At 68.3% G+C, this 25,493-nt stretch carries 19 protein-coding genes; 4 read left to right on the forward strand and 15 right to left on the reverse strand.

Going from position 1 to position 25,493, the window contains the following annotated elements; genetic code table 11:
• The 3 genes from ACZ9YD_RS14850 to ACZ9YD_RS14860 all read left to right on the forward strand — a co-directional run.
• A partial coding sequence (locus ACZ9YD_RS14850) for a hypothetical protein (RefSeq protein WP_465076058.1) occupies positions 1–421 on the forward strand: 421 nt, incomplete at its 5' end.
• A 55-nt stretch (positions 422–476) separates the two neighbouring features.
• Positions 477–1,901, forward strand: coding sequence for a glucuronate isomerase (gene uxaC / locus ACZ9YD_RS14855; RefSeq protein ID WP_465076059.1), 1,425 nt, complete (start codon positions 477–479; stop codon positions 1,899–1,901).
• A 70-nt stretch (positions 1,902–1,971) separates the two neighbouring features.
• A complete protein-coding gene (locus ACZ9YD_RS14860) occupies positions 1,972–3,168 on the forward strand; it encodes an endo-1,4-beta-xylanase (RefSeq protein WP_465076060.1) in 1,197 nt (398 codons plus the stop codon).
• Positions 3,169–3,427: 259 nt separating this feature from the next.
• On the opposite strand, the gene ACZ9YD_RS14865 is transcribed toward ACZ9YD_RS14860, so the two are convergent.
• The 5 genes from ACZ9YD_RS14865 to ACZ9YD_RS14885 form a co-directional block, all read right to left on the reverse strand.
• Complete coding sequence (locus tag ACZ9YD_RS14865; protein WP_465076061.1) at positions 3,428–4,891, reverse strand: mannitol dehydrogenase family protein; 1,464 nt, start codon at positions 4,889–4,891, stop codon at positions 3,428–3,430.
• Positions 4,888–6,561 carry a glycoside hydrolase family 43 protein gene (locus tag ACZ9YD_RS14870; protein WP_465076242.1) on the reverse strand — a complete coding sequence of 558 codons (1,674 nt, stop codon included), beginning with the start codon at positions 6,559–6,561 and terminating at the stop codon, positions 4,888–4,890. The genes ACZ9YD_RS14865 and ACZ9YD_RS14870 overlap by 4 nt, the downstream gene beginning before the upstream one ends.
• A gap of 205 nt (positions 6,562–6,766) precedes the next feature.
• A complete protein-coding gene (gene manD / locus ACZ9YD_RS14875) occupies positions 6,767–8,026 on the reverse strand; it encodes a D-mannonate dehydratase ManD (RefSeq protein WP_465076062.1) in 1,260 nt (419 codons plus the stop codon).
• Between the two features lie 89 nt (positions 8,027–8,115).
• Positions 8,116–10,041, reverse strand: coding sequence for a sialate O-acetylesterase (locus tag ACZ9YD_RS14880; RefSeq protein ID WP_465076243.1), 1,926 nt, complete (start codon positions 10,039–10,041; stop codon positions 8,116–8,118).
• A gap of 71 nt (positions 10,042–10,112) precedes the next feature.
• A complete protein-coding gene (locus ACZ9YD_RS14885; protein WP_465076244.1) occupies positions 10,113–12,290 on the reverse strand; it encodes an alpha-glucuronidase family glycosyl hydrolase in 2,178 nt (725 codons plus the stop codon).
• A 98-nt stretch (positions 12,291–12,388) separates the two neighbouring features.
• Here ACZ9YD_RS14885 and ACZ9YD_RS14890 point away from each other — a divergent pair, with 98 nt between their 5' ends.
• Complete coding sequence (locus tag ACZ9YD_RS14890) at positions 12,389–13,450, forward strand: LacI family DNA-binding transcriptional regulator (protein ID WP_465076063.1); 1,062 nt, start codon at positions 12,389–12,391, stop codon at positions 13,448–13,450.
• 90 nt (positions 13,451–13,540) lie between these two features.
• Here the strand turns inward: ACZ9YD_RS14890 and xylA are convergent, their stop codons facing one another.
• The 10 genes from xylA to ACZ9YD_RS14940 form a co-directional block, all read right to left on the reverse strand.
• Entirely contained in the window at positions 13,541–14,875 is a 1,335-nt protein-coding gene (xylA, locus tag ACZ9YD_RS14895; protein WP_465076064.1) for a xylose isomerase, read from the reverse strand.
• Between the two features lie 96 nt (positions 14,876–14,971).
• On the reverse strand, positions 14,972–16,480 hold the full coding sequence (gene xylB, locus ACZ9YD_RS14900; RefSeq protein WP_465076065.1) for a xylulokinase: 1,509 nt from the start codon (positions 16,478–16,480) through the stop codon (positions 14,972–14,974).
• 197 nt (positions 16,481–16,677) lie between these two features.
• On the reverse strand, positions 16,678–17,037 hold the full coding sequence (locus ACZ9YD_RS14905; protein ID WP_465076066.1) for a VOC family protein: 360 nt from the start codon (positions 17,035–17,037) through the stop codon (positions 16,678–16,680).
• Between the two features lie 107 nt (positions 17,038–17,144).
• On the reverse strand, positions 17,145–17,543 hold the full coding sequence (locus ACZ9YD_RS14910; protein WP_465076067.1) for a hypothetical protein: 399 nt from the start codon (positions 17,541–17,543) through the stop codon (positions 17,145–17,147).
• A gap of 36 nt (positions 17,544–17,579) precedes the next feature.
• Positions 17,580–18,005: a nucleotide triphosphate diphosphatase NUDT15 gene (locus tag ACZ9YD_RS14915; RefSeq protein ID WP_465076068.1), complete on the reverse strand. Its 426-nt coding sequence runs from the start codon at positions 18,003–18,005 to the stop codon at positions 17,580–17,582.
• A 58-nt stretch (positions 18,006–18,063) separates the two neighbouring features.
• The gene (locus tag ACZ9YD_RS14920) at positions 18,064–18,960 is read right to left on the reverse strand and encodes a 2,3-dihydro-2,3-dihydroxybenzoate dehydrogenase (RefSeq protein WP_465076069.1); all 897 of its coding nucleotides are present in this window, start codon (positions 18,958–18,960) and stop codon (positions 18,064–18,066) included.
• 46 nt (positions 18,961–19,006) lie between these two features.
• Positions 19,007–22,927 (reverse strand): amino acid adenylation domain-containing protein, encoded by a 3,921-nt coding sequence (locus tag ACZ9YD_RS14925; protein WP_465076070.1) that lies wholly within the window; start codon positions 22,925–22,927, stop codon positions 19,007–19,009.
• Positions 22,924–23,151, reverse strand: coding sequence for a phosphopantetheine-binding protein (locus tag ACZ9YD_RS14930; protein ID WP_465076245.1), 228 nt, complete (start codon positions 23,149–23,151; stop codon positions 22,924–22,926). Before ACZ9YD_RS14930 ends, ACZ9YD_RS14925 begins: the two co-directional genes overlap by 4 nt.
• Before the next feature lie 35 nt (positions 23,152–23,186).
• Positions 23,187–23,822 (reverse strand): isochorismatase family protein, encoded by a 636-nt coding sequence (locus ACZ9YD_RS14935; protein ID WP_465076071.1) that lies wholly within the window; start codon positions 23,820–23,822, stop codon positions 23,187–23,189.
• A complete protein-coding gene (locus ACZ9YD_RS14940; protein ID WP_465076072.1) occupies positions 23,822–25,471 on the reverse strand; it encodes a (2,3-dihydroxybenzoyl)adenylate synthase in 1,650 nt (549 codons plus the stop codon). The genes ACZ9YD_RS14935 and ACZ9YD_RS14940 overlap by 1 nt, the downstream gene beginning before the upstream one ends.
• Between the last annotated feature and the right edge of the window lie 22 nt (positions 25,472–25,493).

Consider the following 25,493-nt stretch of genomic DNA (forward strand, 5'->3'; position numbering starts at 1 on the left):
GACGAAGTGCTCGCAAGGCGAAGATCAAGTACAGGGCTTCCGCGCTGTCGCGCGGCTTACTTTTGTCTTGGCAAAAGTAAGCAAAACCTTCTTCGCCGGACGCGATCCGACACGGCTACGCCGCGCCGGTGCCCTGCGCTTCTCGGTCCACGAGGCACGCAGCCCAAACTCGCTGCGCTCAGACATGGGCTGCTCCCCGGCCTCGCGGCCCTGCGATGCTCGGCTCGCTTTACGGCTCGAACAGATCAAGATCAAGAGCAAGAGCAACAGCAACAGCTTGCGCTCGGGCGGAACGCCGCGGCGCTGCAAAGTGAAGCATTGCCCAGCTGCTGCTTCTCGATGCGAGCGGCATTCCGAAGCGCATGTAGAACGCCTCGGCAAAGTGAGCAACGACGTCGCATCAGACGCCCAGCTCCAGTAATCAACTCACGGCGTACGCGCTAGCGCACATCGACACATTCCACCCGAGCCTCGTCATGACGCACGCCCCTCGCCCCCTCACCCTGCACGCCGACCGCCTGTTCCCGTCGGACCCGACCCAACGCGCCATCGCGCGGCGCCTGCATGCCGAGGTGGCCGGGCTGCCGATCGTCAGTCCGCATGGCCATACCGATCCGGCCTGGTTTGCCGGCAACGCGCCGTTCGCCGATGCGACCGAACTGCTGCTGGTGCCGGATCACTACGTGTTCCGCATGCTCTACAGTCAGGGCGTGGACCTGGACGCGCTGGGCATCCCGCGCACGGATGGCTCGCGCGCCGACGTCGATCCGCGCGACGCGTGGAGACTGTTCGCCGAGCGCTACACGCTGTTCCGCGGCACGCCGTCTTCCATGTGGCTCGACCACGTGTTCCATGACGTGTTCGGCCTGCGCCAGCGCCTCTCGGCCGTCACCGCGGACGACTACTACGACACGATCACCGCCGCGCTGCAGACGCCGGACTTCCGGCCGCGCGCGCTGTTCGAGCGCTTCAACATCGAGGTCATCGCGACCACCGAATCGCCGCTCGATCCCTTGACCCATCACGCAGCGATCCAGTCCAGCAGGTGGTCGGGCCGCGTGGTCACGGCCTATCGGCCGGATCCGGTCATCGATCCCGAACACGAACAGTTTCCGGACGCGCTGCGCCGCTTCGGCGAGATCAGCGGCGAGGACGTCCACGCGTGGAGCGGCTATCTGCGCGCGCATCGCCAGCGCCGCGCGTTCTTCGCCGCGCATGGCGCGACGTCGACCGATCACGGCCATCCGAGCTGCGCGACCGCGGACCTGTCCGAGGCCGAGGCGCGCAGACTGTTCGACACCGTCGTGCGCGGCGCGGCGACACCGGCGCAGGCCGAACTGTTCCGCGCGCAGATGCTGACCGAGATGGCCAAGATGAGTCTCGACGACGGCCTGGTGATGCAGATCCATCCGGGCTGCTTCCGCAACCACAACCGGCATCTGTTCGCGCGCTACGGCCGCGACAAGGGTGCCGACATCCCACTGCGCACCGACTACGTGCACGCGCTCAAGCCGCTGCTCGACCGGGTGGGCAATGTGCCCGGTTTCACCCTGATCGTGTTCACGCTCGACGAGAGCACCTACGCGCGCGAACTCGCGCCGCTGGCCGGTCACTATCCTTGCCTGCTCCTCGGACCGGCCTGGTGGTTCCACGATGCGCCCGAAGGCATGTGGCGCTTCCGCGAGCAGACGCTCGCCAGCGCCGGTTTCTACAACACCGTCGGCTTCAACGACGACACGCGCGCGTTCCTGTCCATCCCCGCGCGTCACGATGTCGCCCGCCGGGTGGACTGTGCGTTCCTCGCCAAGCTCGTCGCCGAGCACCGCATCGACGAGGACGACGCCGCCGAAGTCGTCGTCGATCTCGCCTACCGCCTGCCGAAGCAGGCCTATCGGCTGTGACGCCGTGCGCCGCGCGCAACATCCTGGCCAGACCGGCCTGACGCCTTCCCGAAGTCACAGGAGATCCCAGATGACTGGACGCATCCGCCCTGCCCTCCTGCTGCCGCTGCTGCTCTTCGGCCTTGCCCCCGCATCGGGCGCCGAGGTCGCGCGCGCAACGCCTGCAGTCGCGCCCACATCGGCGACCACGCTCAAGGACGCCTACCGCGACGCTTTCATGTTCGGCACCGCGGTCAACGACGACATCGTCGCCGGACGCGATCCGCGTGCGGAGGCGCTGGTCACGCGCCACTTCAATGCGCTCACGGCCGAGAACGTCATGAAGGCCGAAGAGCTGCATCCGCAACCCGGCGTCTGGGACTTCGACGCCGCGGATGCCTTCGTCGCCTACGGCGAGCGCCACGGCATGTATCTGATCGGCCACACCCTGGTGTGGCACAACCAGACGCCGCCCTGGTTCTTCGAACGCGACGACGGCACGCCTGCAACGCCCGACGCGATGGCCGAGCGGATGCGCGCCTATATCGAAGTGGTGGCGGGACGCTACGCCGGCCGCGTCGATGCCTGGGACGTCGTCAACGAGATCCTCGGCGAGGACGGCGCCTACCGCGACACGGTGTGGACGCGCGCGTTCGAAGGCGACGGCGATGCCGTGGTCCGGCACGCATTCGAGGCCGCCAGCCGTTACGCACCCGACACCGCGCTGTACTACAACGACTTCAACGCCTGGCGACCGGAGAAGCGCGCCGGCATCGTGCGCATGGTCAAGATGCTGCAGGCGGCCGGCATCCGCATCGACGGCATCGGCATGCAGGGCCACTGGGGCCTCAATTATCCGTCGATCGGGGAGATCGAGGCGTCGATCGACGCCTACGCCGCGCTCGGGGTCAAGGTGATGATCACCGAGCTGGATATCGACGTGCTGCCGTTGACCCGCGAAGGCCAGATCATCGGCACCGGCATGGCGCATCCGCAGTTCCAGCTGCCGGAGTTCAAGCGCTATCTCGACCCGTACCGCGACGGGCTGCCGGGCGATGTGCAGCAGCAGCTCACCAAGCGCTATGCCGAGCTGTTCCGCCTGTTCCATCGCAAGCGCGATGTCATCGATCGGGTCAGTGTCTGGGGGGTCGAGGACGGCATGTCGTGGAAGAACGACTACCCCGTGCCGGGGCGGACCAACTACACCTTGCTGTTCGATCGCGACCATCAGCCCAAGCCCGCGCTGGATGCGGTGCTGGCCGTCCCGGTGGAATCGGGCTCGCGTTGACGGGACGTCAGCGAACGCGATCTGCACCGCAGCGCTGCAGACCCGTGCTCGCAGCTCTTGGCGCATCGCTCGTTCGCGCGCATGCGCTGCGCCGCACGCATTGGGATCCTCTGAATGGGATCCTCTGAACATGTCCGTCATTCCCGCGAAGGCGGGAATGACGGAAACAAGCCTTTCAGCCCGGGGCAGCGTCCTGACACCGGCCGTCACGCGTTCATCGGCGGAGCGACCCGGTCCACAGACGCACGAAGCGCACACCTCACGCCGTGGCGAGCGCCCGCGCGACCGCGTCCGGTGAGCCCGCACCGAGCGCCGCGTACGCACGCACCAGCGCATCGACAACCCGCACGTCGCCGGCCACTGCACCGAATATCGGCTCGATCGCCAGCAACGCACGCACATCGTGCGCCGCATCCCCGGTCATCGCGGCGCCGATCTCCGCGAGCAGCTCCGCCATCGGATCGTTCAACGCGACGCCCGCCTGCGACTGACGCCGGACGACGTGCATCCACCCGGCGATCGGCAGGCACAGCCGGTCGATCGGACGCGTCGCCGCCAACGCATCGGCAATCGTGCCGAGCAGGCGTACCGGCAGTTTCTGCGAGCCGTCCCAGGCGATCTGACCCAGCCGGTGGCGGATCGCCGGATTGCGGAACCGGTCCAGGATCGCGCCGATATAGGCCTGCGCATCGAAGCCGTCCATCGCATCGAGCGTCGGCGCGATGTCGTCGCGCATCAGGCGCTCCACGAACGCGGATAGTGCCGGGTGACGCATCGCGTCGCTGACGGTCTCCAGCGCCAGCAACAGACCCAGATAGGCCAGCGCGCTGTGCGGACCGTTGAGCAGACGCAGCTTGGCGCGGTCCCAGCCGGCGATGTCGCCGCTGAGAATGACGCCGGCGCGTTCCAGAGGCGGGCGTCCGTTGCAGAACGCGTCCTCGACCACCCATTGCGTGTACGGCTCGCGCTGTACCGGCCAGGCATCGCGCACGCCGAGCGCGGCGTCGACGTCGGCGCGCAGCGCGGCGTCGGTCGCCGGGGTGATGCTGTCGACCATCGAACGCGGGAACGTCGCGTGGACGTCGATCCAATCCGCGAGCCCGGCATCGAACTGGCGCGCGTACTGGAGCACTGCGCGTCGCAGGCGCCCGCCGTTGTCTGCGAGGTTGTCGCAGCTCAGCACCGTGTACGCGGACAGACCGTTCGCCCGCCGCAAGGCGAGCCCGGCGACCACGACGCCGATCGCGCTCGACGGCGCCTCGGGCGTCTGAAGATCGCGGGCGATGTCCGGATGCGCGAGATCGACGCCGTCGGCCGACAGGCAGTAGCCCTTCTCGGTCACCGTCAACATCACCAGGCGCACATCCGGGTGGGCCAGACGTGCAAGCACCGCATCGCGTTCGTCGGCCGCGCACAGCACCTCGCGCAGCGCACCGATGATCCGCAGCGACGCGCCTCCATCGCGCAGCGCCAGCGTGTACAGCCCGTCCTGTGGACGCAGCGCGTCGCGCACGTCGGTGCTGCGCAGCGACACGCCGCAGATCGCCCAGTCGGGTGCCTCACGCAGCAGATCGTCGATGTAGACCGCCTGATGCGCACGGTGGAACGCGCCCACACCCAGGTGGACGATCCCGATGCGCGTACGGGCACGGTCATACGTCGGCCGCGCGATCCCGGGCGGCAGCGCGACGAGCGTGTCGTCCGACAGGTACCGCACGCTCACCGCTCGTCGCGCGCGTACGGGCCCAGGGTCACGCCGACGAAGCCGCCGGCATCGTCGGTGCTGAGCATGGTCGCGTCCGCGCCCTCGAGCAGCGGCTGCCAGTCGCCATCGTCGGCCGCGAACGCGAACGCGATCTCGCCCTCGTCGCCCGAGATCCGAAGGCGCAGCGCATCAACAGCTGGCACCGTGCGCGTGGCCAGCACCTCGGTCGGCGCGCCCTCGCCCTTGGCGCGTTCCACGAACAGCTGCAGCGCATCGTCCGCAGCGCGACGCGCACCGACGACATACCAGTGGTTGCCACTCTGGAATGCCGCCAGGCCCGCCGCGACGCCTTGCGCCGGCGGCGTGAGCGCGGTGCTCGCCTCGAACACCAGGTGCTGCTGGCGGCGGCCGATGAAGGATGGATTGCCCAGCGTGTCGAGGCCCGCGCGCAGCGGATGGATCGCCAGCTTGCCCGGGTGCGAGGCCAGATCGACCCAGTCGCGTTTGGGCACGCGCACGAACATCCACTCGCGCTTGAGTTGCGGTGCGTCGAACCCGTCGCGCCATGTGAAGTTGCCCGACATCGGCGCCTGGTCGGCGCTGCGCGTCATCCACGACGGTGCCGGCAGCATGTAAGGGATGGTCTCGCCCAACGGCAGGATCGTCGGCCAGCCGTCTTCCCAGGTCACCGGCAGCAGGAAGGTTTCGCGGCCGGTGTTGTACTGGCGCACGTCGTAGTTGCGACTGGCGAGGAACACCGCCCACCAGCTCCCGTCCGGTCCTTCGACCATGTCCACGTGGCCGGCGTTGGTGATCGGCAGGTCGCGATCGGCCGGCAGGTCGCGCTGGGTCAGGATCGGATTGTGTTCGTAGGGCACGTACGGCCCCCAGACATCGCGGCTGCGCAGTACCACCTGAGAATGCTGCGGGCCTGTGCCGCCCTCTGCGTTCGACAGCACATACCAGCCGTCGACCTTGTAGAGGTGCGGGCCCTCGATCCAGATCGGGTTGTCTTCCGGCTTCACGCCGCCGTCGATCAGCACCTTGCGCGGGCCGAAGGGCTTTAGCGTGTCCATGTCGATCGCCTGCAACCAGATCGCGCGGTGGCCGTCGTAGCGCACCGGCACCTCGGGCAGGTCGTTGTTGAGGATGTAGGCGTGGCCGTCGTCGTCGAAGAACAGCGAGGGATCGATGCCGCCGATGCCCGGCAGCCACACCGGATCCGACCACGGCCCTGCCGGATCGGTCGCGGTGACGATGAAGTTGCCGCCGGCATCGACCGAGGTGTTGACCACGTAGAACGTGCCGTCGCGGTACTCAATGGTCGGCGCGAACACGCCGCGCGACAGGCCGAGGCCGTCGAAGTCGAGCTGCCCCGGGCGATGGATCGCGCTGCCGACCTGGGTCCAGTGCACCAGGTCCTCGCTCTCGAACACCGGGATGCCCGGGAAGTAGGTAAACGTGGAATGCACCATGTAGAACTTGCCGCGCGCGGCGACGATGCTCGGGTCGGAATGGAAGCCGGCGAGGATGGGGTTGCGGAAGTGGCCGTCGGGCAGCGGCGTCTCGAACGCGCGGTCGCGGCCGGTGTATTCGAACCAGTCGAACAGCACGGGTGCGGTGGCGGCGTGCGCTTCGACGGCGGCGGTGGAGACGGTCGTCTGCGCGAACGCATCGCCGCCCGCCATCGCCGACAGTGCCGCGAGCGCAGTCGCCAGGAACGCGTTCGCACGCGCGCGTGGTACGCGTGGCGTTCGACAGTCGAGCGTGCGGTGAGACCCGACCCGTTTGTTGCAGACAATCTCCGCGGAGTCATCGAACCCCGCGCCACCGGTCCACACCGCCCAGGCCGCACCCGTTGTCGATCGCTTCATTCCGGTCTCCTCCATGTCGCTACCAGTCCCACATCGCGCCGTCTTCGAGACGGGCGATCGGCAGCTGTTTCGGGTTGTAGGGATATTTCGCCGCCAGGGCTTCGTCGATCTCCACACCGTGGCCCGACGTGTCGCCGACATGCAGCCGGCCGTCGCGGAACACGTAATCGTGCGGAAACACCGCATTGGTCTCGTCGCTGTGGAACATGTACTCCTGGATGCCGAAATTCGGGACCCAGGTGTCGAAGTGCAGCGCCGCGCCCATCGTCACCGGCGACAGATCCGTCGCGCCGTGGAAGCCGGTACGCACCTGGTGCAGGCCGGCGAAATCCGCGAGCCGGCGAATGTGGGTGATGCCGCCGCCGTGCACGATCGTCGTGCGGATGTAATCGATCAGCTGGTGCTCGATCAGGTGCTTGCAGTCCCAGATCGAATTGAACACCTCGCCCACCGCCAGCGGCGTCACCGTGTGCTGGCGGATGATCTCGAACGATCGCTGGTTCTCGGCCGGCGTGGCGTCTTCCATCCAGAACAGGCGATAAGGCTCGAGTTCGCGACCCAGGCGCGCGGCTTCGATCGGGGTCAGGCGGTGATGCACGTCGTGCAGCAGTTGAACGTGGCCACCGTGATCGGCGCGCACGCGCTCGAACAATGCCGGCACCGTCTCCAGATACCGCGGCGTGTTCCATTCGGTTTCGGCCGGCAGTTCGCTTTCGGCCGGTTCGTAGGGCTTGCCGCCCGAGGAGATACCGTAGGCCTTCTTGACGCCGGGCACGCCGCACTGCGCGCGCACCGCGAGAAAGCCCTTGTCGATGTAGGTGCCCACCGCATCGCTGGCTTCGGCGATGTCGCGGCCGTTGGCGTGTGCGTAGACCAGCGCGCCTTCTCGCGAGCGGCCGCCGAGCAACTGGTACAGCGGCAGGCCGGCCATCTTGCCGAGGATGTCCCACAACGCGACGTCCACCGCGGCGATCGCGGTCATCGTCACCGGGCCGCGTCGCCAGTACGCGCCGCGGTAGAGGAACTGCCACAGGTCTTCGATGCGACCGGCATCGCGCCCGATCAGGTTCGGCACCACGTGGTCCTGCAGATACGCGGCGACGGCGAGTTCGCGGCCGTTGAGCGTGGCGTCGCCGAGCCCGGTGACGCCCGAGCGGGTGAAGATCTTCAGCGTGACGAAGTTGCGGCCGGGACAGGTCACGATCACCCGCGCTTCGACGATCTCGCGATCGCGGTTCGAGCTGTGGGGGTCTGGATCGGGGGAACGGGATGTCGACATATGGGCTTCCGGAGCGATCGGACAGGGAAAGGATTTGGACGGACCCGGCGCACGCGGCGGCGCGCTGCCGCATCGCGCAGGTCAGGCGTTTACTGGATCTCGATCTCGAACGGTCCCGCCGGCAGGTCCGCTGCGTCGAACAGGTTCACCAGCGGCGCATCGGCCCAGGCGTGCCGCACGCGCACCGGTGCAGGCATGTCGCCGACGTGCAGACGCACGCGGGCGCCATCGATTCTTGCGTCGACGAACCGGCAACTGCCTGCTTCTGCCCCGCACAGTTCGAATCCGACCGGTCCCGCGGCGCCGTGCGCCACCAGGCGGCCCTCGACATCGGCGAACGCGACGATGACCGTCTCGCCGTCGCGCCAGGCCCGACGCGGCACCGGACCCGACGGCGCGATGCGTTCGCCGTACACGGCATGGCGCGCGGCGCGCGCGAGACGTTGCCCCAGCGTCTGCTTGTTCGGCGGGTGGATGTCGTGGCGTTCGCCGATGTCGATCGTCACCGCCAGCGCGCTGTGCGGTTCGGCGGCGACAACGCGCTGCGCCTCGCGCAGGGCGGCCCAGTCACTGTCGCCGGCGCTGCTGGCCGGCGTGCCGTAGTTGGCCAGCTGGACGACGAGGAACGGCAGGTCGGGATCGCCGAAGCGACCGCGCCAGTCGTCGCGCAGGCCGCGCAGCAAGCCGGCATAGGCGTCGGCCTCGCCGGTGTTCGATTCGCCCTGGTACCAGAGCATGCCGCGCAGATGCATGCCCGACAGCGGCGCAATCATGCCGTTGAACAGCGTCGACAGGCCGGCGGCGGACTGCCACGGCGCACGCGGCGGTGAACCGACCGCGGGCGGCACGATGCGGTACCGCCAGCCACCATCAAGCGGCACCGTGCTGCCGTCGGCCAGCTGCAGAGCATGTGCGGACGCCGGACCGGCCAGTCCGCCCTCGCGATAGGTATCGAGCACGTTGACGACGATGCGGTTGTCACCGGCGCGCAGCAGGCCGCGCGGCAGCGCGTAGCGACGCGGGGTACCGGCGCCGTAGGTGCTGCCGACCGCCCGGCCGTTGACCCAGGTCGTGTCCATCTCGTCGGCCGGACCGAGCACGAGGGTCGCGTCCTGCGCAGCCTGGGCCTCGGTCAGCGCGACCTGCGTGCGATACCAGAGCATGCCGTCGAATGCGGCCAGTTCCGGCACGCCCCAACGTTCCCAGGCGCCGAGATCGCGCGGCGCCTCGCGCCAGGCAGCGCCGTCCGCGTTGCCGTCCCACGGGCGATCATTGGCGGCGATGCCCGGCCGCTGCTGCCACCAGCGGCTCCACACCTCGCCCCAGCGCGCGACGGCCGCGCCGGGATCGGTGGCAGACAGCGCCAGCACGTCGAGTTCCGCGTCGTAGCCGCCGCCTGCGCGCAGCGCATCGGCGCTGGTCCAGGCCTGGATGCGCGAACCGCCCCAGGCCGCATTGACCAGCCCCATCGGCACGTCGACCGTCTGCTGCAGCTCACGCGCGAAGTAGTAACAGGCCGCGGAAAAATCGCGGATCGACTCGGGGGTCACGGTCTGCCAGCGGGTGTCGGCGCCGAACCGCGTCTGCGGCACCACGTTGCCGGCCTGCGGCACGGTCAGCAAGCGGATGGTGTCGCTGGCCGCGCCGGCGATCTCGGCGCGCGCATCCAGCGAGCGCCAGACCTGCAGTTCCATGTTCGACTGGCCCGAACACAGCCAGACATCGCCCACCAGCACGTCGTCGACCGTGCGCGAGACCGCACCGGCGCGCGCACGCAGGCGATACGGACCACCGGCCTGCATTGCCGGCAACTCGACTTGCCAGCGGCCGTCCGCATCGACGCGCGCGCGGCGCTGGTGACGCCCCAGCGCCACTTCGACGGTCTCGCCCGGCGCGGCCTCGCCCCAGACCCGGATGGGCTGGTCGCGTTGCAGCACGGCATGGTTTTGGAACAGCGGATGCAGCAACGCGGTGCCGGCGTCGTCGGCGATCGCAGGCGCGACCGGCGCCAGCATCAGCAGCAGTGCAGCCAGACCGCGGCGGACACGCGCGGCTGGAACGGGTACGACCTCTGGGCCGGCGCGCGTCACTGCGTATCACCCGGCGCGTGCGGAAATGCCAACGCCTCGTAGTCCGCCAGCGGATGCGGCGGCGCGGCGCTGCCCGCCGGCAAGGGACGGCCGGAGATCGACTGGAAATAGGCGACGCTGGCATCGCGCCACCACTGCGCCTCGTCCTGCTGGATGGCGAGGAACGCGGCGACCTGCGCATGGCGCGCGGGATCGATGCGGCCATCGAGACCGGCCCAGGTCGCGCGCATCTCGCGCACCGTGCCAACGCCGCGGTCGTAGCGCTGCACCAGCTCGTCCCACAACGGACGTCCGCTCTGCATCGGATGATCCCAGGACACGTGGTGGAACCACAGCAGCAGGTTCTCGGGTGTCTGCGCGACATCCTCGAACGCCGCGGCCACGGGGGGCGCGTATTGCGACACCGCATTGCTGCCCGTCCGCGTGCGGTCGAAGCCGATGCCGTTCGCATCCGCGCGGTGGAAATACACCGAGGTCCAGTCCGCGCGCGGGCCGCCGTCGACCCAGGGGCCGGGGCCGTAATGATGGCCACGTCCCATCACGTGATGCAGGCCGAGCGGCGTCATGTAGTCCACCACCGCCTCGCGCGAAGCCATCATCATGCCGACGATGGGCTCGACCACCGCCGGATCGTTGGAGAACGTCATCCGCGTCCACTCGATCGCGATGTCGCGCGACGACAAGCCGGGATTCCAGGCCAGGCGCCCGTAGGCGTACCAGTTGGCCTGGTCGAAATGCGAGCCGCTCCAGTTGCGGTCGCTGCCGACGTTGGCAACGCCCGCGATGCCGGTCAGTGCATGTCCGTCGAGCGAGCCGTCGAGCACGCGCGCGACCGTCGAGCCCGGTCCCTGCACCTGGGTGTCGGCATCCAGCACTTCCTCATACAACGGGCCCATGTAGGCCAGGTGCGTGGCGAAGCCGAGGTATTCCTTGGTGATCTGGAATTCCATCATCAGCGGCGTCTTCGGCATTGCGCCGAACAGCGGATGGAAGGGTTCGCGCGGCTGGAAGTCGATCGCGCCGTTCTTGACCTGCACCAGCACGTTGTCGCGGAACGTGCCGTCGAGCGGCACGAATTCGTTGAAGGCCTGCTTCGCGCGGTCGACCGGTTCCTCGTCGGAATAGACGAAAGCGCGCCACATCACGATGCCGCCATGCGGTGCGACCGCGTCGGCCAGCATGTTGGCGCCGTCGGCGTGGGAGCGACCGTAGTCCTGCGGGCCGGGCTGGCCTTCCGAATTGGCCTTGACCAGAAAGCCACCGAAATCAGGAATCAGCGCGTAGACCTCGTCGGCCTTCGTCCGCCACCAGCGCTGCACGTCGGCATCGAGCGGATCGGCCGTCGCGAGGCCGCCGATCTCCATCGGCGCGCTGAAGCGCGCGCTCAGATAGACCTTCATGCCATAGGGTCGCAGCACGCCGGCGATCGCGGCGACCTTTTCGAGATACATCGGCGTCAGCACCTCGGCATTGGCGTTGACGTTGTTGAGCACCGTGCCATTGATGCCGATCGAGGCGTTGGCGCGCGCGTAATCGGTGTAGCGCGGATCGAGCCAGCCGGGCAGACGGTGCCAGTCCCAGATCGACTGCCCGGAATAGCCGCGTTCGACGTAGCGGTCGAGATTGTCCCAATGGTTGAGCACGCGCACCGCGAGTTGCGGCGACTCGCGTACGTCCAGCCCCTCGAGCGGCTGGCCGGTCTGCAGCAGGCGCAGCACGTGGAACGCACCGTAGAGCGCGCCGATATCGGTGTTCGCTGCGACGACGGTGGTTGCGTGGCCGTCGACGACGGCGCTGCGCACGCGATAGCCCGCCTCGCCCAGTCCGTCGAGATCCAGCCGCAATGCGGCGATCTGCGGCGCGGACGCCGGCGTGCCAACCAGCAGCGCGCCTGCGCGCGTGACCGATGCGCCCTCAGCCGGCACCGCGCCCTGCACGCCCGCCAGACCACGACGCAGTTCGTCATGCGTCGCCGTCTGTATCTCGGAGTCCGCCGGGGTCACCAGCTGCGCGATGCGGGTGGTTGACTCCTGGGGCACGTAGCGCAACCACAAGTCGTAGCCGTCTTCGGCTTGCGCGACGGACGCGCACAGCAGGGCCAGCGCGCACAACGTCGAGGCCAGCAACTGGCGGTAACGGCGCGTATCGCCGCTGCAATGGGTTAGCGGTAACATCTTCGGCATATGGATTCCCCGTACAAAAACGGCTTTCATGCGTGTGTGCCCGCGCGTAGCGGGCCGACCCCCTCGCCTGGCGAGTGAAGGAGCGAGCGTTGGAGAAGACGAAAAAATCGGTCCGCAGAAAGACGCGCGGCGTCACGATTGCCGAAGTGGCCGCCCTCGCTGGCGTGTCGCCAATGACGATCTCGCGTGTGGTCAACGGCCAGGGCAAGGTTCGCGAATCCACTCGCGAACGGGTCATGCGCGCCGTGCGCAAGCTGAACTACACGCCCAACCTCGCCGCCAGTTCGCTGGCCGCGGCCCAGCACACGCGCATCGCGCTGGTCTACACCAATCCCAGCGGCGCCTATCTGCGCGAGCTGCTGGTCGGCCTGCTGCGCGTGGCCTCGGGCACCGCGATCCAGCTGGTCATCGACTACTGGGACGAACTGGACGCCGATGCCGAGCGCAAGGCCGCGCGGGCGCTGGCCAAGCGTGTCGACGGCGTGATCCTGCCACCGCCGCTGTGCGAATCGCGGGCGGCGGTGACCGAATTCGTGCGCGCCGGCGTGCCTGTCGTCGCGATCGCATCGGGCCACTTCAGCGACGATATCTCCTGCGTACGCGTCGACGAGTTCCGCGCGGCCAAGGAGATCACCGAACATCTGATCGAACAGGGTCACACACGGATCGCCTGCATCAAGGGCGGCACCTATCTCAGTGCGACCGCGCGCCGCTTCGAAGGCTTCAAGGCCGCGCTCGACGAGGCCGGCATCGCCCTCGAGGCAGCGCTGGTCCAGCAGGGCGATTACACCTACCGCTCCGGGCTCACCGCGACGGAAAAGCTGCTGGGACTGCGCAAGCCGCCGAGCGCGATCTTCGCCAGCAACGACGACATGGCAGCCGCCGCGATCTCCGTCGCCCACCGCCGCGGCCTCGACGTGCCACGCGATCTGTCGGTCGTCGGCTTCGACGACAGCTCGGCCGCGACCACGGTCTGGCCGGAGCTGACCACCATCAACCAGCCGATCGCCGAGATGGCCAATGCGGCGATCGACGTACTGGTGCGGGGCATCCGCCGTAATGACAGCACCACCCGCGTGCTGACCGACCATGTCATCGCGCACCGGCTGATCAAGCGCGACTCGGTGGCCGAACCGCGCCGTCAGAAATAGACGGCGCCTGCGCGGGACCTGAGCCGCCGCGCATCCGGAACTCTTTCCAGTGTGTGCGATGGCTGCCCCGGCCCCCATGTTCCCGTGGCCTCAGCGCAGCAGGTACTGGTTGAGCAGGTTCTCGTAGGCTTCCTGGCGGCCGCTGCGCTGCTGCGGCTCCCCGGCCTTCGATGCGATCGCGTGCAACTGTTCCAGCGACAGGGTGCCGCTCTCGAACGCCTGGCCATCGCCCACGTCGAAGCTTGCATACCGGTCCTTGCGCCACTGCTCCCAAGGCGAATCGTGAAGCAGGCCGTGGGCGACTTCGAGGCCACGTGCGAACGCATCCATGCCGCCGATGTGGGCAATGAAAAGATCGGCCATGTCGCTCGATTCGCGGCGCGGCTTGGCGTCGAAGTTCAGGCCGCCCTCAAGCCCGCCCTGGCGCAGCACCACCAGCATCGCGCCGACGGTGTCGTAGAGATCGGTCGGGAACTGGTCGGTGTCCCAGCCGTTCTGGGCATTGCCGCGGTTGGCGTCAATGCTGCCGAGCAGGCCGTGATCGCTGGCCACCTGCAGGTCGTGTTCGAACGTGTGGCCCGACAGCGTGGCGTGGTTGGCCTCGATGTTGAGCTTAAAGTCCTGGTCCAGGCCGTGCTCGCGGAGGAAGCCGGTGACGGTCGCGCTGTCGAAATCGTACTGGTGCTTCATCGGCTCCATCGGCTTGGGCTCGATGAGGAAGTTGCCCTTGAGTCCGATGCTGCGGCCGTAGTCGCGCGCCATCGTCAGGAAGCGGCCGAAGTGCTGCAGCTCGCGCTTCATGTCGGTGTTGTGCAGGCTGGCGTAGCCCTCGCGGCCACCCCAGAACACATAGTGCTCGCCGCCCAGTTCGACGGTCGCGTCGAGCGCGGCCTTGACCTGCACCGCCGCACGCGCGACCACCGCGAAGTCCGGATTGGTCGATGCACCGTTCATGTAGCGCGGATGCGAGAACAGGTTCGCCGTGCCCCACAGCAGCTTCATGCCGGTCGCCTGCTGGCGCTCCTTGGCCAGCGCCACCATGTGCTTGAGGTTCTTCTCGTAGGCGCCGATGTCGTCGGCGTCCGGCGCCAGGTCGACATCGTGGAAGCACCAGTACGGCACGCCGAGCTTGGTGAAGAACTCGAACGCGGCGTCGAGCTTGGCTTCGGCCGCCGCCAGCGGTTCACCGCCGTCCCAGGGGAAACGGCGCGTGCCCGGACCGAAGGGATCCTGGCCGGAATTGCAGAACGTATGCCAGTAGCAGACCGCGAAGCGCAGGTGCTCGGCCATCGTCTTGCCGCCGATCCGGCGATCGGCCTCGTAGACCTTGAAGGCCAGCGGATTGTCGGACTCGCGGCCTTCAAAGGGGATCGTACCGATGCCGCCGAAGTATTCGCGGCCACCGATGAAATGCTGTGCGCTCATATGGGGTTCTCGTGCAGTGCGTGGAAAGGTCGTCGCGAGCGACGCGTTCGGGCGTGTCGCGGTTCGATATCGGCAGCGCGGCCTGCGCCGCCGCGACTACGTGGGCGGACGCGGCGCGGCGTAGAGCGGACGCACCGCATCCAGGTGTCGCAGGAAACGCTGGTACGCAGGCTGGTAGGCACGTACGCGCTCCGGATCGGGCGTGCAGGCCAATGCCGGATCGACGGCGACGTGCGCAGCGGCGAGATCGGCCAGCGAGGTCGCATCGCCCTGCGCACGTTGCAGCGACCACAGGGCCTGCAGCGCAGCGCCGAAGGCTGCACTTTCGACCTGCGCGGGTACGTCGACCGGACAGTCGAACACGTCGGCCACCATCTGCCGCCAGGCCGCGCTGTTGGCGCCGCCGCCGGTCAGGGCGATGCGGTCGAAACGCATGCCCGCGCCGACGAAAGCGTCGTAGCCGTAGCGCAGGCTGTAGGTTGCCCCTTCCATCGCCGCGCGATAGACATGCGCCTCGCGCATGTTGTGGGCCGCCAGGCCGGCCAGGACACCCTTGCCCAGCGGCAGGTCGGGCGTGCGTTCGCCGTTGAGGAAGGGTAGGAAGGTCAGTCCATCGGCGCCGGGCGGCGTCGCCGCGATGCGCGCATCCCCGTCGCGAGTGCTGAAACCGAACATCTTCGCGACCTGTTCGGTGACCACGGTGCAGTTCATCGTGCAGATCAGCGGCAGCCAGCCGCCGCTGGACGAACAGAACGCCGCCCAGGCCCCGTCGGCATCCACGATCGGCCGGTCGGCGTAAGCGAACAGCGTGCCGGACGTGCCGAGGCTCATCGTCAACCGGCCCTCGGCCACGCAGCCGGTGCCGATCGCGGCCATCATGTTGTCGCCGCCGCCCGCGGCGATACGCGTGCCGGCCGACAGCCCCAGTTCGCTCGCGATCGCGGCCGATACCGGGAACAGCGCGTCGGACTCGACCAGCGGCGGCAGGCAGTCGATTAAGTCACGCGCGCCGTCGGTGGCTTCGAGCATCGCGCTGGACCACGTGCGCGTGCGCACATCGAGCCAGCCGGTGCCCGACGCGTCGCCGTGTTCGCAATAGCGCTCGCCGGTCAGGACAAAATTCAGATAGTCGTGCGGCAACAGGATCGTCGCGAGCTTCGCGTAGACCTCGGGCCGGTGCCGGCGCGTCCACGGCAGTTTGGAGGCGGTATAGCCGGCAAGAATCGGATTGCCCGCCACCTCGATGCAGCGCGCTGCGCCGCCGACCGCGTCCATGATCTCGCCGCACTCGGCGCTGGTACTGGTATCGCACCACAGCTTGGCCGGGCCCAGCACGTCGCCCTCCGCATCGACCGGGACGAACCCGTGCTGCTGGCCGGACACCCCCAGCGCCTCGATCCGGTGGCGGATGCCCACGTCCACCGCATTGAAACAGTCGCGCATCGCGTCGACCCAGGCGCCCGGCTGCTGTTCGCGGCTGCCGTCGTCACCACTGATCAGATCGAGCGGCGCACTGGCGTGGGCAATCACCCGACGCGCATCGGCGTCGTAGACCACCAGCTTGACGCTTTGCGTCCCGGCGTCGACGCCGGCGACGACGGTCACGACCGCGCTCCGTGCACGATAAAGTTAGCGCTAACATTCTTCGGGCCAAAAAAAAGAAAACGCGTTGGATCGGCTTGCGGCATGGTGGCGATCGGTGAGAATCGACGATGGATGCACTTTAGCAGCAGTTCGAAATAAGGCGTGCTGCGCTGCGGAAAGACCGCCGTCGAGCACTCGATGTCGCGCGTCGGCGCTGTTCAACCAAGCGGATCCGACCACACCGCGAACTCGTTGCCGCTCGGCTCGGCGAAGTGGAAACGGCGACCACCTGGAAACTCGAACACCGGCTTGAGGATCGTGCCGCCCGCGGCCTCGACCTTCGCCAGCGTCTCTTCGATGCGTGCGCTGTAGAACACCAGCAGCGCGCTGCCCGCCTCGCTGCGCGCCTGCAGATCCGCGCGATAGAAACCGCCGTCGAGGCCTTCGTTCGAGAACGCGATGTAGTCGGGACCGTAGTCCTCGAAGGTCCAGCCGAATGCCTGCGCGAAGAACCGCTTCGTCGCATCGAGATCGCGGGCGGGAAGTTCGACGTAGTTGAGCTTTTCGTGGGCGGGCATGGCGAGGCTCCGGAAATGAATCCGGATGATGCCCGATGACTCGCGTCGCAGTGTCGAGTCACGACCCAGCGCGTCTACAAAAAGGGTTGGGACAGCGCGTGAAAACGCTAGACGGGTCGCGCGCGGGCAGTCATCGCGCACGCTCGCAATCGCAAGGCGAAATAGGAGGCGGCGACCAAGGGCCAGGCGGCGAGCCATTGCCCAGGCATGGTCATGAGGAGATAGAGGGAGGCCTCGACGCCTGCGCCCAGTCCGATCCAATAATTCGTCTGACGCTCGCAAAATTGCGCCGCGCCAAGATTCCGGTAAAGGCGCCAGAGCGTCACGAGCCCGAACCATCCCGCAACCAGCGCCAGGCTCAAGCCGACGGATGCGCCGGCAGCGCCGTGATTGTCGAAGGCATCGAACAGGGCCGGGACGCCCAGCAGTGTCCAGAACATCGCGACAAGCGTCGTCGGCAGCAGAACGAACACGCCGATCGCCTTGTGGACGAGCCGGAGCGACATCAGAGAGCTCTTCGACACCCCTGAGGGACCGGTCATCTAGATCCCGCTGGTGGGCAGGAAACCGGAATCGCGCAACGTCTGCAATGGCGCGAACAGGGGCTTTGGCAGCTGCTCCCAGTGAAACCATTGCCAGCCCAGGCATTTCGCGGGTTCGAGCACCATTGGCTCACCAGTCGTCTGCGCGGTGACGAACAGGGTCACGTAATGCCGGCCTTCAGCGGCAAAGACATCGCTGGTGTATGGCGCAGGCGAGATGTCGTGGATCGCGAGGCCGGTTTCTTCCAGCACTTCGCGCCGCGCGCAGTCCGCGACCGTTTCGCCGAATTCCAGATGGCCGCCCGGCAAGGCCCAGGTACCGGCGCCATGCGCGCCGGCACGTTCGCCGAGCAGCACCTTGCCGTCGCGGATGATGATCACGCCGACGCCCACCAGGACTGCGCCGGACTGCACTTGCGTCGTCATTCCCGTGTCCCGCCGTGTGTAGAAACCAGTCTCTCTGCAATGCGCCGATGCGAGTCCATCAGGCGCGCAGCGTGGCGCCGCCGTCGACATAGAGATCGCTCATCGCGATGTGGCCGGCCTGGTCGGACAGCAGGAACATCACCGCGTTCGCGATGTCCTCGGGTTCGGCGAGCTTGGCCAGCGGAATGCCGCTCTTGAATGTCTCCAGCGTGCCGGCGATGGTGCGCGCCTCGCCCCCAGCGTCGGTCCACATGCCGGTCTGCATCGGCGTGCGCGTTGAACCGGGCGCGACGATGTTGCAGCGGATGCCGAGCGGCGCGAGTTCGAGACCGAGACAGCGCACGAACATCGTCGTCGCCGCCTTGGACGCGGCGTAGGCGGCCATGTTCTGGCGCGGGATGCCGGCGGCGTTGGAGCTGACCGTCACCATCGCGCCGCGGCGGCGCGGGGCCATGACACGGGCCACGGCCTGCGACACGTGAAAGACGCCGTCGGTGTTGACGGCGAACGTGCGACGCCACTCGTCGGTGGTGAGGTCGAGGACCGAGGCGGTCGAAAGGATGCCGGCGACGTTGATGGCGAGATCGATGGGGCCGAGATCGGCTTCGATCGTGGCGACGAGTGCGTCGACTGCGGTCGCGTCAGTGATATCGAGGGCGTGGGAATGGAGATTCGCGAAACCTGCCCTCACCCCAACCCCTCTCCCCGGGGGAGAGGGGCTCAAGAGCGGACGACCTCGAGATTCGAGTCCCTCTCCCTCCGGGAGAGGGGTTGGGGTGAGGGCCACATCAGCCAAGGCAATGCCTTCGGAAGCAACCCCCACAACCGGCGCTTCTCGATCCGTCGCCACCACCGTCGCGCCGCTCTCGCGCAGCAACCTCACCACCGCAGCGCCGATACCACCAGCCGCGCCGGTGACGAGGGCGATCTTTCCGTCGAAGCCTGTGAGTTGCATGCGCGTGGTTCCCGGTAGTTCTTCTGTCGATTGGATGATGGGCCAATCAGCGCGCGTCGAAGGCCGCCAGCCGCGCATCGACCATCGGCGCGATGTGTGCGGTGGCGTCGCGGCCGGTCAGTTCGGCATGCAAGAACGGTAGCTCGATCGAGTCGATGTGCGCGGCATGCGCGGCCCACAGCGAGGACTGCAGTTGCGGGCGATCGGCGTGGTCGTTGCCTGCACGGACGTGCAGCAGCGTGCCGTCGAAACGATGGTGGTGATGCAGCCGCACCAGGCGATTGGTATCGGTGACCGCACGCACGACGCCGTCGAGCACCGCGCCCGGCAGGTTGCCCAGCGCGCTGTCGCCGCGACGCAGGAAGTCGACGATGGCCTCGCGCGTGCGCAGCTCGGGATATGCATCCGGGTCGTAGCCGGCAATCGCCAGCAACGCGCGCAGTGCGGCGATGGCATCCGGCTCGGGTTCGGCGCGCCACACCTCGGCAGGATACGCATCGAGCAGTGCCAGCACGCCGATCTCGCGGCCAAGCGCGCGCAGGCGTACGGCCATCGCCTGGGCGAGGATGCCGCCGACGGACCAGCCGAGCAGATGCACCGGACCGTCCGGCTGCAAGGCGACCACGCGTTCCGCGTAATCGGCCGCCAGCGCGTCGATGCTGCCGGGCAGCGCCTGCGCGAGGTCGAGCGCCGGCGACTGCAGGCCGTACACGCTGCGCGCAGGCGCGAGTGCGCGCGCGAGGTCGCGATAACACCAAGCGATGCCGCCCGCCGGATGCACGACGAACAGCGGCGTACGCGCGGGTTCGCCCTGCGCGAGGGCGATCACCGGCGCCAGACCGTGGTCGGGGTCGTCGCCCTCGCCCGCATCGAGCGCAGCGGCAAGGCCTTCGACCGTCGGCGTCGCAAACAGGACACCAAGTCCCGGATCGCGGTTGAAGGTCTGCTGGATCGCGAGCAGCAGATGCACCGCGAGCAGTGAGTCGCCACCGAGCGCGAAGAAGTCTGCGTCCGCACCGACGCGTTCGACACCGAGGGCTTCGGCGAACAACGCGGCGAGCGCGGATTCGGTCGGCGTGCGGGGCGCGACGAAGACGCCCGCCTCGAACGCCGGTGCCGGCAAGGCGTCGCGGTCGAGCTTGCCGTTCGCGGTGACCGGCCAGTCGGCGAGCGCGACGAAGGCCGACGGCACCATGTAATCCGGCAACTGTGCGGCGACGAACGTGCGCAGCGACGCAGCGTCGAAATCGTCCGTGGGCTGCAGATAGCCGACCAGACGCCGGTCACCGGCGCGATCCTCGCGCACGATGACGGCCGCTTGCGACGCGAGTCCACTGGCGACGATCGCTGCTTCGATCTCGCCCAGCTCGATACGCAGACCGCGCAGCTTGACCTGGTGGTCGCTGCGGCCGAGGAACTCGACTGCGCCGTCACTGCGCCAACGCGCGAGGTCGCCGGTGCGGTAGATGCGTTCGCCGGGCAGATGCGGATCGTCGAGGAAGCGCTCGGCGGTCAGATCGTCGCGGCCCAGATAGCCGCGCGCGAGCTGCACGCCGCCGAGATACAGATCGCCGACGACGCCGGGCGGAAGCGCGCGCATGCGCGCATCGAGCACGTACAGCCGCGTGTTCCAGACTGGGAAGCCGATCGGGACCGGGCGCGAAGTGTCATCCGCACTGGCGGGCCAGAAACTGACGTCGACCGCGGCTTCGGTCGGCCCGTAAAGGTTGTGCAAATCCGACTCGACCGTCGCATGGAAGCGGTCGCGCAGATCGGCATCCAGCGCTTCGCCGCTGACGAAGACGCGCCGCGTCGAGAGTCCGCGCGCTTCCGGCGCGCTGAGGAACGCGGCGAGCATCGACGGCACGAAATGCAGTGTGGTGATGCCGGCCTCGCAGATCAGCTTCGCGATCGCAACCGGATCGCGGTGTGCGTCCGGCGGTGCGACCACCAGCGTGGCGCCGGCCAGCAGCGGCAGGAAGAATTCCCAGACCGAGACATCGAATGTCGCCGGTGTCTTCTGCAGGATGCGATCACTCGCATCGATGCCGTAATGCGTGCGCATCCATTCGAGGCGATTGACGATCGCGCGATGCTCGACGACGACGCCCTTGGGCTCACCAGTCGAGCCGGAGGTGTAGATGACGTAGGCCGCATGCCACGGGTCGACAGACGGCAGCGCGCTGTCGTCCGCACGCTGCGGCCAGTCGGAAGGCGCGAAGCCCGGCGCGTCGTCCGGCCAGTCGATCCCGTCGTCGACCTGCGCGAGCAGTGCGACCGGCTGTGCGGACCGCAGGACGCGCGCGCGTCGCTCGATCGGATGTGCAAGATCCATCGGCAGATAGGCCGCACCGGCGCGCAGCACGGCGACCAGTGCGACGACGAGTTCGATCGAGCGCGGCAATGCGACCGCGACGACAGTGTCCGCGCCTGCGCCACGTGCGTGCAGCGCCTGCGCGAGTGCGCGGCTGCGCGTCTCGAGTGCGCGGTAGGTCAGCGTCTCGCCTTCGAACACCAGTGCCGGCGCGTCAGGCGTGGACGCCATCGACGCTCCGATCAACGCGACCAGGGTCGTGTCGGGCACCGGATGCGCGGTGGCATTGAAATCGAACAGCGTGCGCGCGGCTTCGGCCGGTGTCGCCAGCGGCACGTCGTCGAGCCGCGCATCCGGTTGCGCTGCAAGTTCGAACGCCGCGGCGAGGAAGGTGCGCAGACGCGTTGCGTGAGACGCGACATCGCACAGCGCGTAGAGATCGGGATTGGCCTCGATCTCAAGATCGAGCGCCTGCACGCCATCGCCGCGGAAGCCCAAGGTGATGTCATCGACCGGGCCGGTGCCGAGGATTTCCATCGACGCGCGCGTGCCGGCGAGCAGTGTCGGCCGATAGAATGGCTGCACGTTGATCAGCGGACCATGCAGACGACGCTGCCCGCCGATCAGGCCGAGATCGCGCCGCAACTGTTCGCCGCGATAGCGACCATGCCGGCGGCCACGCAGCAGCGCGCGGATCATCGTCTGCATGAAATCCGCGACGCTCGCATCCACCAGAGCGGGCACCCGCAGCGGCAACACGTTCATGACCATCGCCTGCACGCGCGCGGACGCACTGCCGAGACGACCCATGAAGGGCACGCCGACGACGGCTTCGCCCTGCCCGCCGAAGCGCTGGCAGTAAGCGGCGGTGAGTGCGGTCAGCACGTCCGGCCAGGGCTGGCCGAGCGCAGTCGCCGCGCGGGCGAGGCCGTCGCGGAAGTCCGCGTCGAGCGCTTCGACGTGACGCAGGCAATCGGGCGCGGCATGGGCAAAGCCGCCGCCGAGTCCGGACGCCGCCGGCATGCCGGCCAGCGTCTCCTGCCAGTACTCCGCATCGGTCGCGCGCTTCTCCGACGCGCGATAGCTCGCGTCTTCGGCCAGCACGCCGTCTAGCGGCGCGAACGCTGTGCCTACAGATGCGTCGGCATACAGCGCACAGGTGCGCTCGGTCAGCAGCGCCATGCCGTAGCCGTCGGTCGCGAGGTGATGCACGCGCAGGTACCAGACGTAGCGGTCGCCACCCAGCAGGTACAGCCGCTGCAGCGCGAGTCGATCGCGCGCAGGATCGACCGGCGACAGCCGATCGCGCGTCATCGCCGCACGCGCGGCGGCATCCGGCGCGGACTCGGCGGACAGGTCGACGACGTCCAGATGCGGCACGTGACCCGCGTCGATCCACTGGATCGGACCGTTGCCCGTCTCGCGCATGCGCAAGGCCAGCGCCGGCGCCTCGTCGACAGCCTGGCTCGCCGCGCGCACGAAGGCGTCGACATCCAGCGCGCCGTCGATCCACAAGGCGTGCGCGGTGTTGAACGCCGGGTTGTCCGGCGCCAGACGCTGCGCATACCAGAGGCCGGCCTGCGCTTCGGTCAGCGGCCAGCCCGTGCCCGACGCGGCGGCGTCGGCTTCGACGCGAGACGCTGTCGCGGTCATCCGGCGGCGGGCGTGTCGCGCTGCAGGCCCTGCACCACCTGCCACCAGCCAGCGAGCGTGGTGTGCTCGGCGAGATGCGAGAACTCCAGCGCGATCCCGTGCTCGCCCCAGGCCATCACCAGGCCCAGCACGCGCATCGAATCGAGGCCGAGGTCCATCAGATTGTCGTCGTCGCGCACTTCTTCGGGCGCTTCGCCAACAAGCCTGGCGACATCGGCGCGCATGCGCTCGAGGGTCAACGGGCCGGTGCGGTCCACAGTCACTGCAGCATCTCCAAAAGTCGGTTGGTAGTCAGCGGCACGCCGCAGGTGCGCGCGATCCAGTGCAGCGCGAGGTCGTGGTCGGCGCGCGAAAAGTCGGCGACCGCGTCGGCGACGACGAAGGTCTCGATGTCGCGCTGGAAGGCGTCGGTCGCCGTCGACAGCACGCCGATGTGCGCGTAGACGCCGGTGATCAGCAACTGGTCGCGACCGCGCGCGCGCATCAGCGTGTCGAGGTTGCTGCGCTGGAAGGCGCTGTAGCGGTGCTTGACCAGCACATGGTCGCTGTCGATCGGCGCCAGCGCATCGATGATGGTCTCGTGCTCGGCGCTCGCCTGCATGCCCGGGCCCCAGAGATCGGCCTGCAGGCCGCGATCGCGCCGGTCCTGATGGCCGCGCTGCGCGGTGTAGAACACAGGGATGCCCGCGCTGCGGCAATGCGCGAGCAGGCGCGCGAGGTTCTGCACGGCAGGCGCCAGCGGCGCGTTGTCCTGCGCGAATGCGGCGAGGAAGTAGCGCTGCATGTCGTGGACGAGCAACGCGGCGCGGGAGGTTTCGGGCGTCCACTGGCCGCGTGCCGCCGGAAGTTCGGCGGCGGTGGGTAGCGGATACGGCGTGATCTTCGGCAGGCCCATCAGCCGGCGTCCTTCTGGTCGTCGAGAAAACGCGCACGCAACTGCGCGCGCAGTTCGCGGCGGCTGATCTTCCCCACCGCCGTTGTGCCGAACGCATCCACGAACACGATCTGGTCCGGCACCTTGAACGCCGCGAGCCCGCGACCGCGCACCCAGGCCTTGAGCTCGGCCGGGCGCGGTTTCTCTTCACCGGGAATCACGAACGCACAGCTGCGCTCGCCGAGGAATTCGTCGGGAATCGACACCACCGCCGCATCGAACACCTGCGGATGTGCGAGCAGATGGTCTTCGATCTCCTCGGCCGAGATCTTTTCGCCGGCGCGGTTGATGTGGTCGGTCGCGCGGCCCTGCACGATCAGATGTCCGCTCGGCAGGCGCTGCACCATGTCACCGGTGCGGTAGAAGCCGTCGTCGGTGAACGACCGCGCATTCGCCGCGTCGTCGTTGTGGTAGCCGCGGATCGTGTACGGGCCGCGCGTCAGCAGATGGCCGACTTCGCCATCGGCGACCGGCGCACCGTGATCGTCGACCACCAGCACTTCGTCGTCGGCGCTGATCGGTCGGCCCTGTGTGGTCAGCACGAGATCGCCGGCATCGTCGAGGCGCGTGTAGTTCACCAGGCCCTCGGCCATGCCGAACACCTGCTGCAGCGTGCAACCGAGACCCGCGACCACGCGGCGGGCGGCTTCCGGCACCAGCTTGGCGCCGCCGACCTGCAGCACCTGCAGGCTCGACAGATCGTGCGAGGTCTTTCTCGCAGCATCGGCCCATAGCAGGGCGAGCGGCGGCACGAGGCCGACGCAGGTCACGCGCTCGCGGGCGATCAGCGGGAACGCGGCATCGGGACCCGGACCAGGGCTCAGCACCACGCGCGCGCCGGCATACAGCGCGCCGAAGAAGCCGGGCGAACTCATCGGGAAATTGTGCGCGGCGGGTAGCGCGACCATGTAGACGCTGTCCCCATCGATGCCGCACAGATCGTTGCTGGCGCGGAAGCTGTAGATGTAGTCGTCGTGCGTGCGCGGAATCAGCTTCGACAGGCCGGTGCTGCCGCCGGAAATCTGCAGGAACGCGACCGACTGCGGATCGGGATCGCCGGGCAGTGCATCGCGCGCACCGTCGAGCGACTCGATCGAAACGAATTCCGCCGCATCACCGACGACGAGCACCTGTCGCACCGCGGGCACATCGGCCTGCAGTTCGCGCGCGAGCGTGCGGTAGTCGAAGGCTTCGTAGCGTTCCGCGCAGACGTAGGCGCTGGCCTCCGACTTGCGTGCGAAGTGCGCGACCTCGGTCAGCCGGTGCGCGGGCAATGCGTAGACCGGCACCAGCTGCGCGCGGAACAGCGCGCAGACCACGGCGATGAATTCGGGAATGTTGCCCAGTTGCACGACGACGCGGTCGCCAGGCGCCAGGCCGCTTGCGAGCAGACCCGCGGCGATGCGCTCGGCCTCGGCCCACAGCTGCACAAAGGTCCAGCGCGTGTCGCCGCCGACAACGGCGATCGCATCGGCGAAGCGCGTCGCGCGCTCGCGCAGGAGGCCGGGAAAGGTCTCGCCGCGCCAGTGGCCGGCAGCGCGGTAGCGCGCGACGAAATCGTCGGGCCACGTCTGCCGCAGCGGCACAGTGTGTCGGGATGCATCGGTCATGCGGAACAGGTGTCCTGGTGTG

Source organism: Luteimonas sp. AC640a (genome assembly GCF_979256585.1).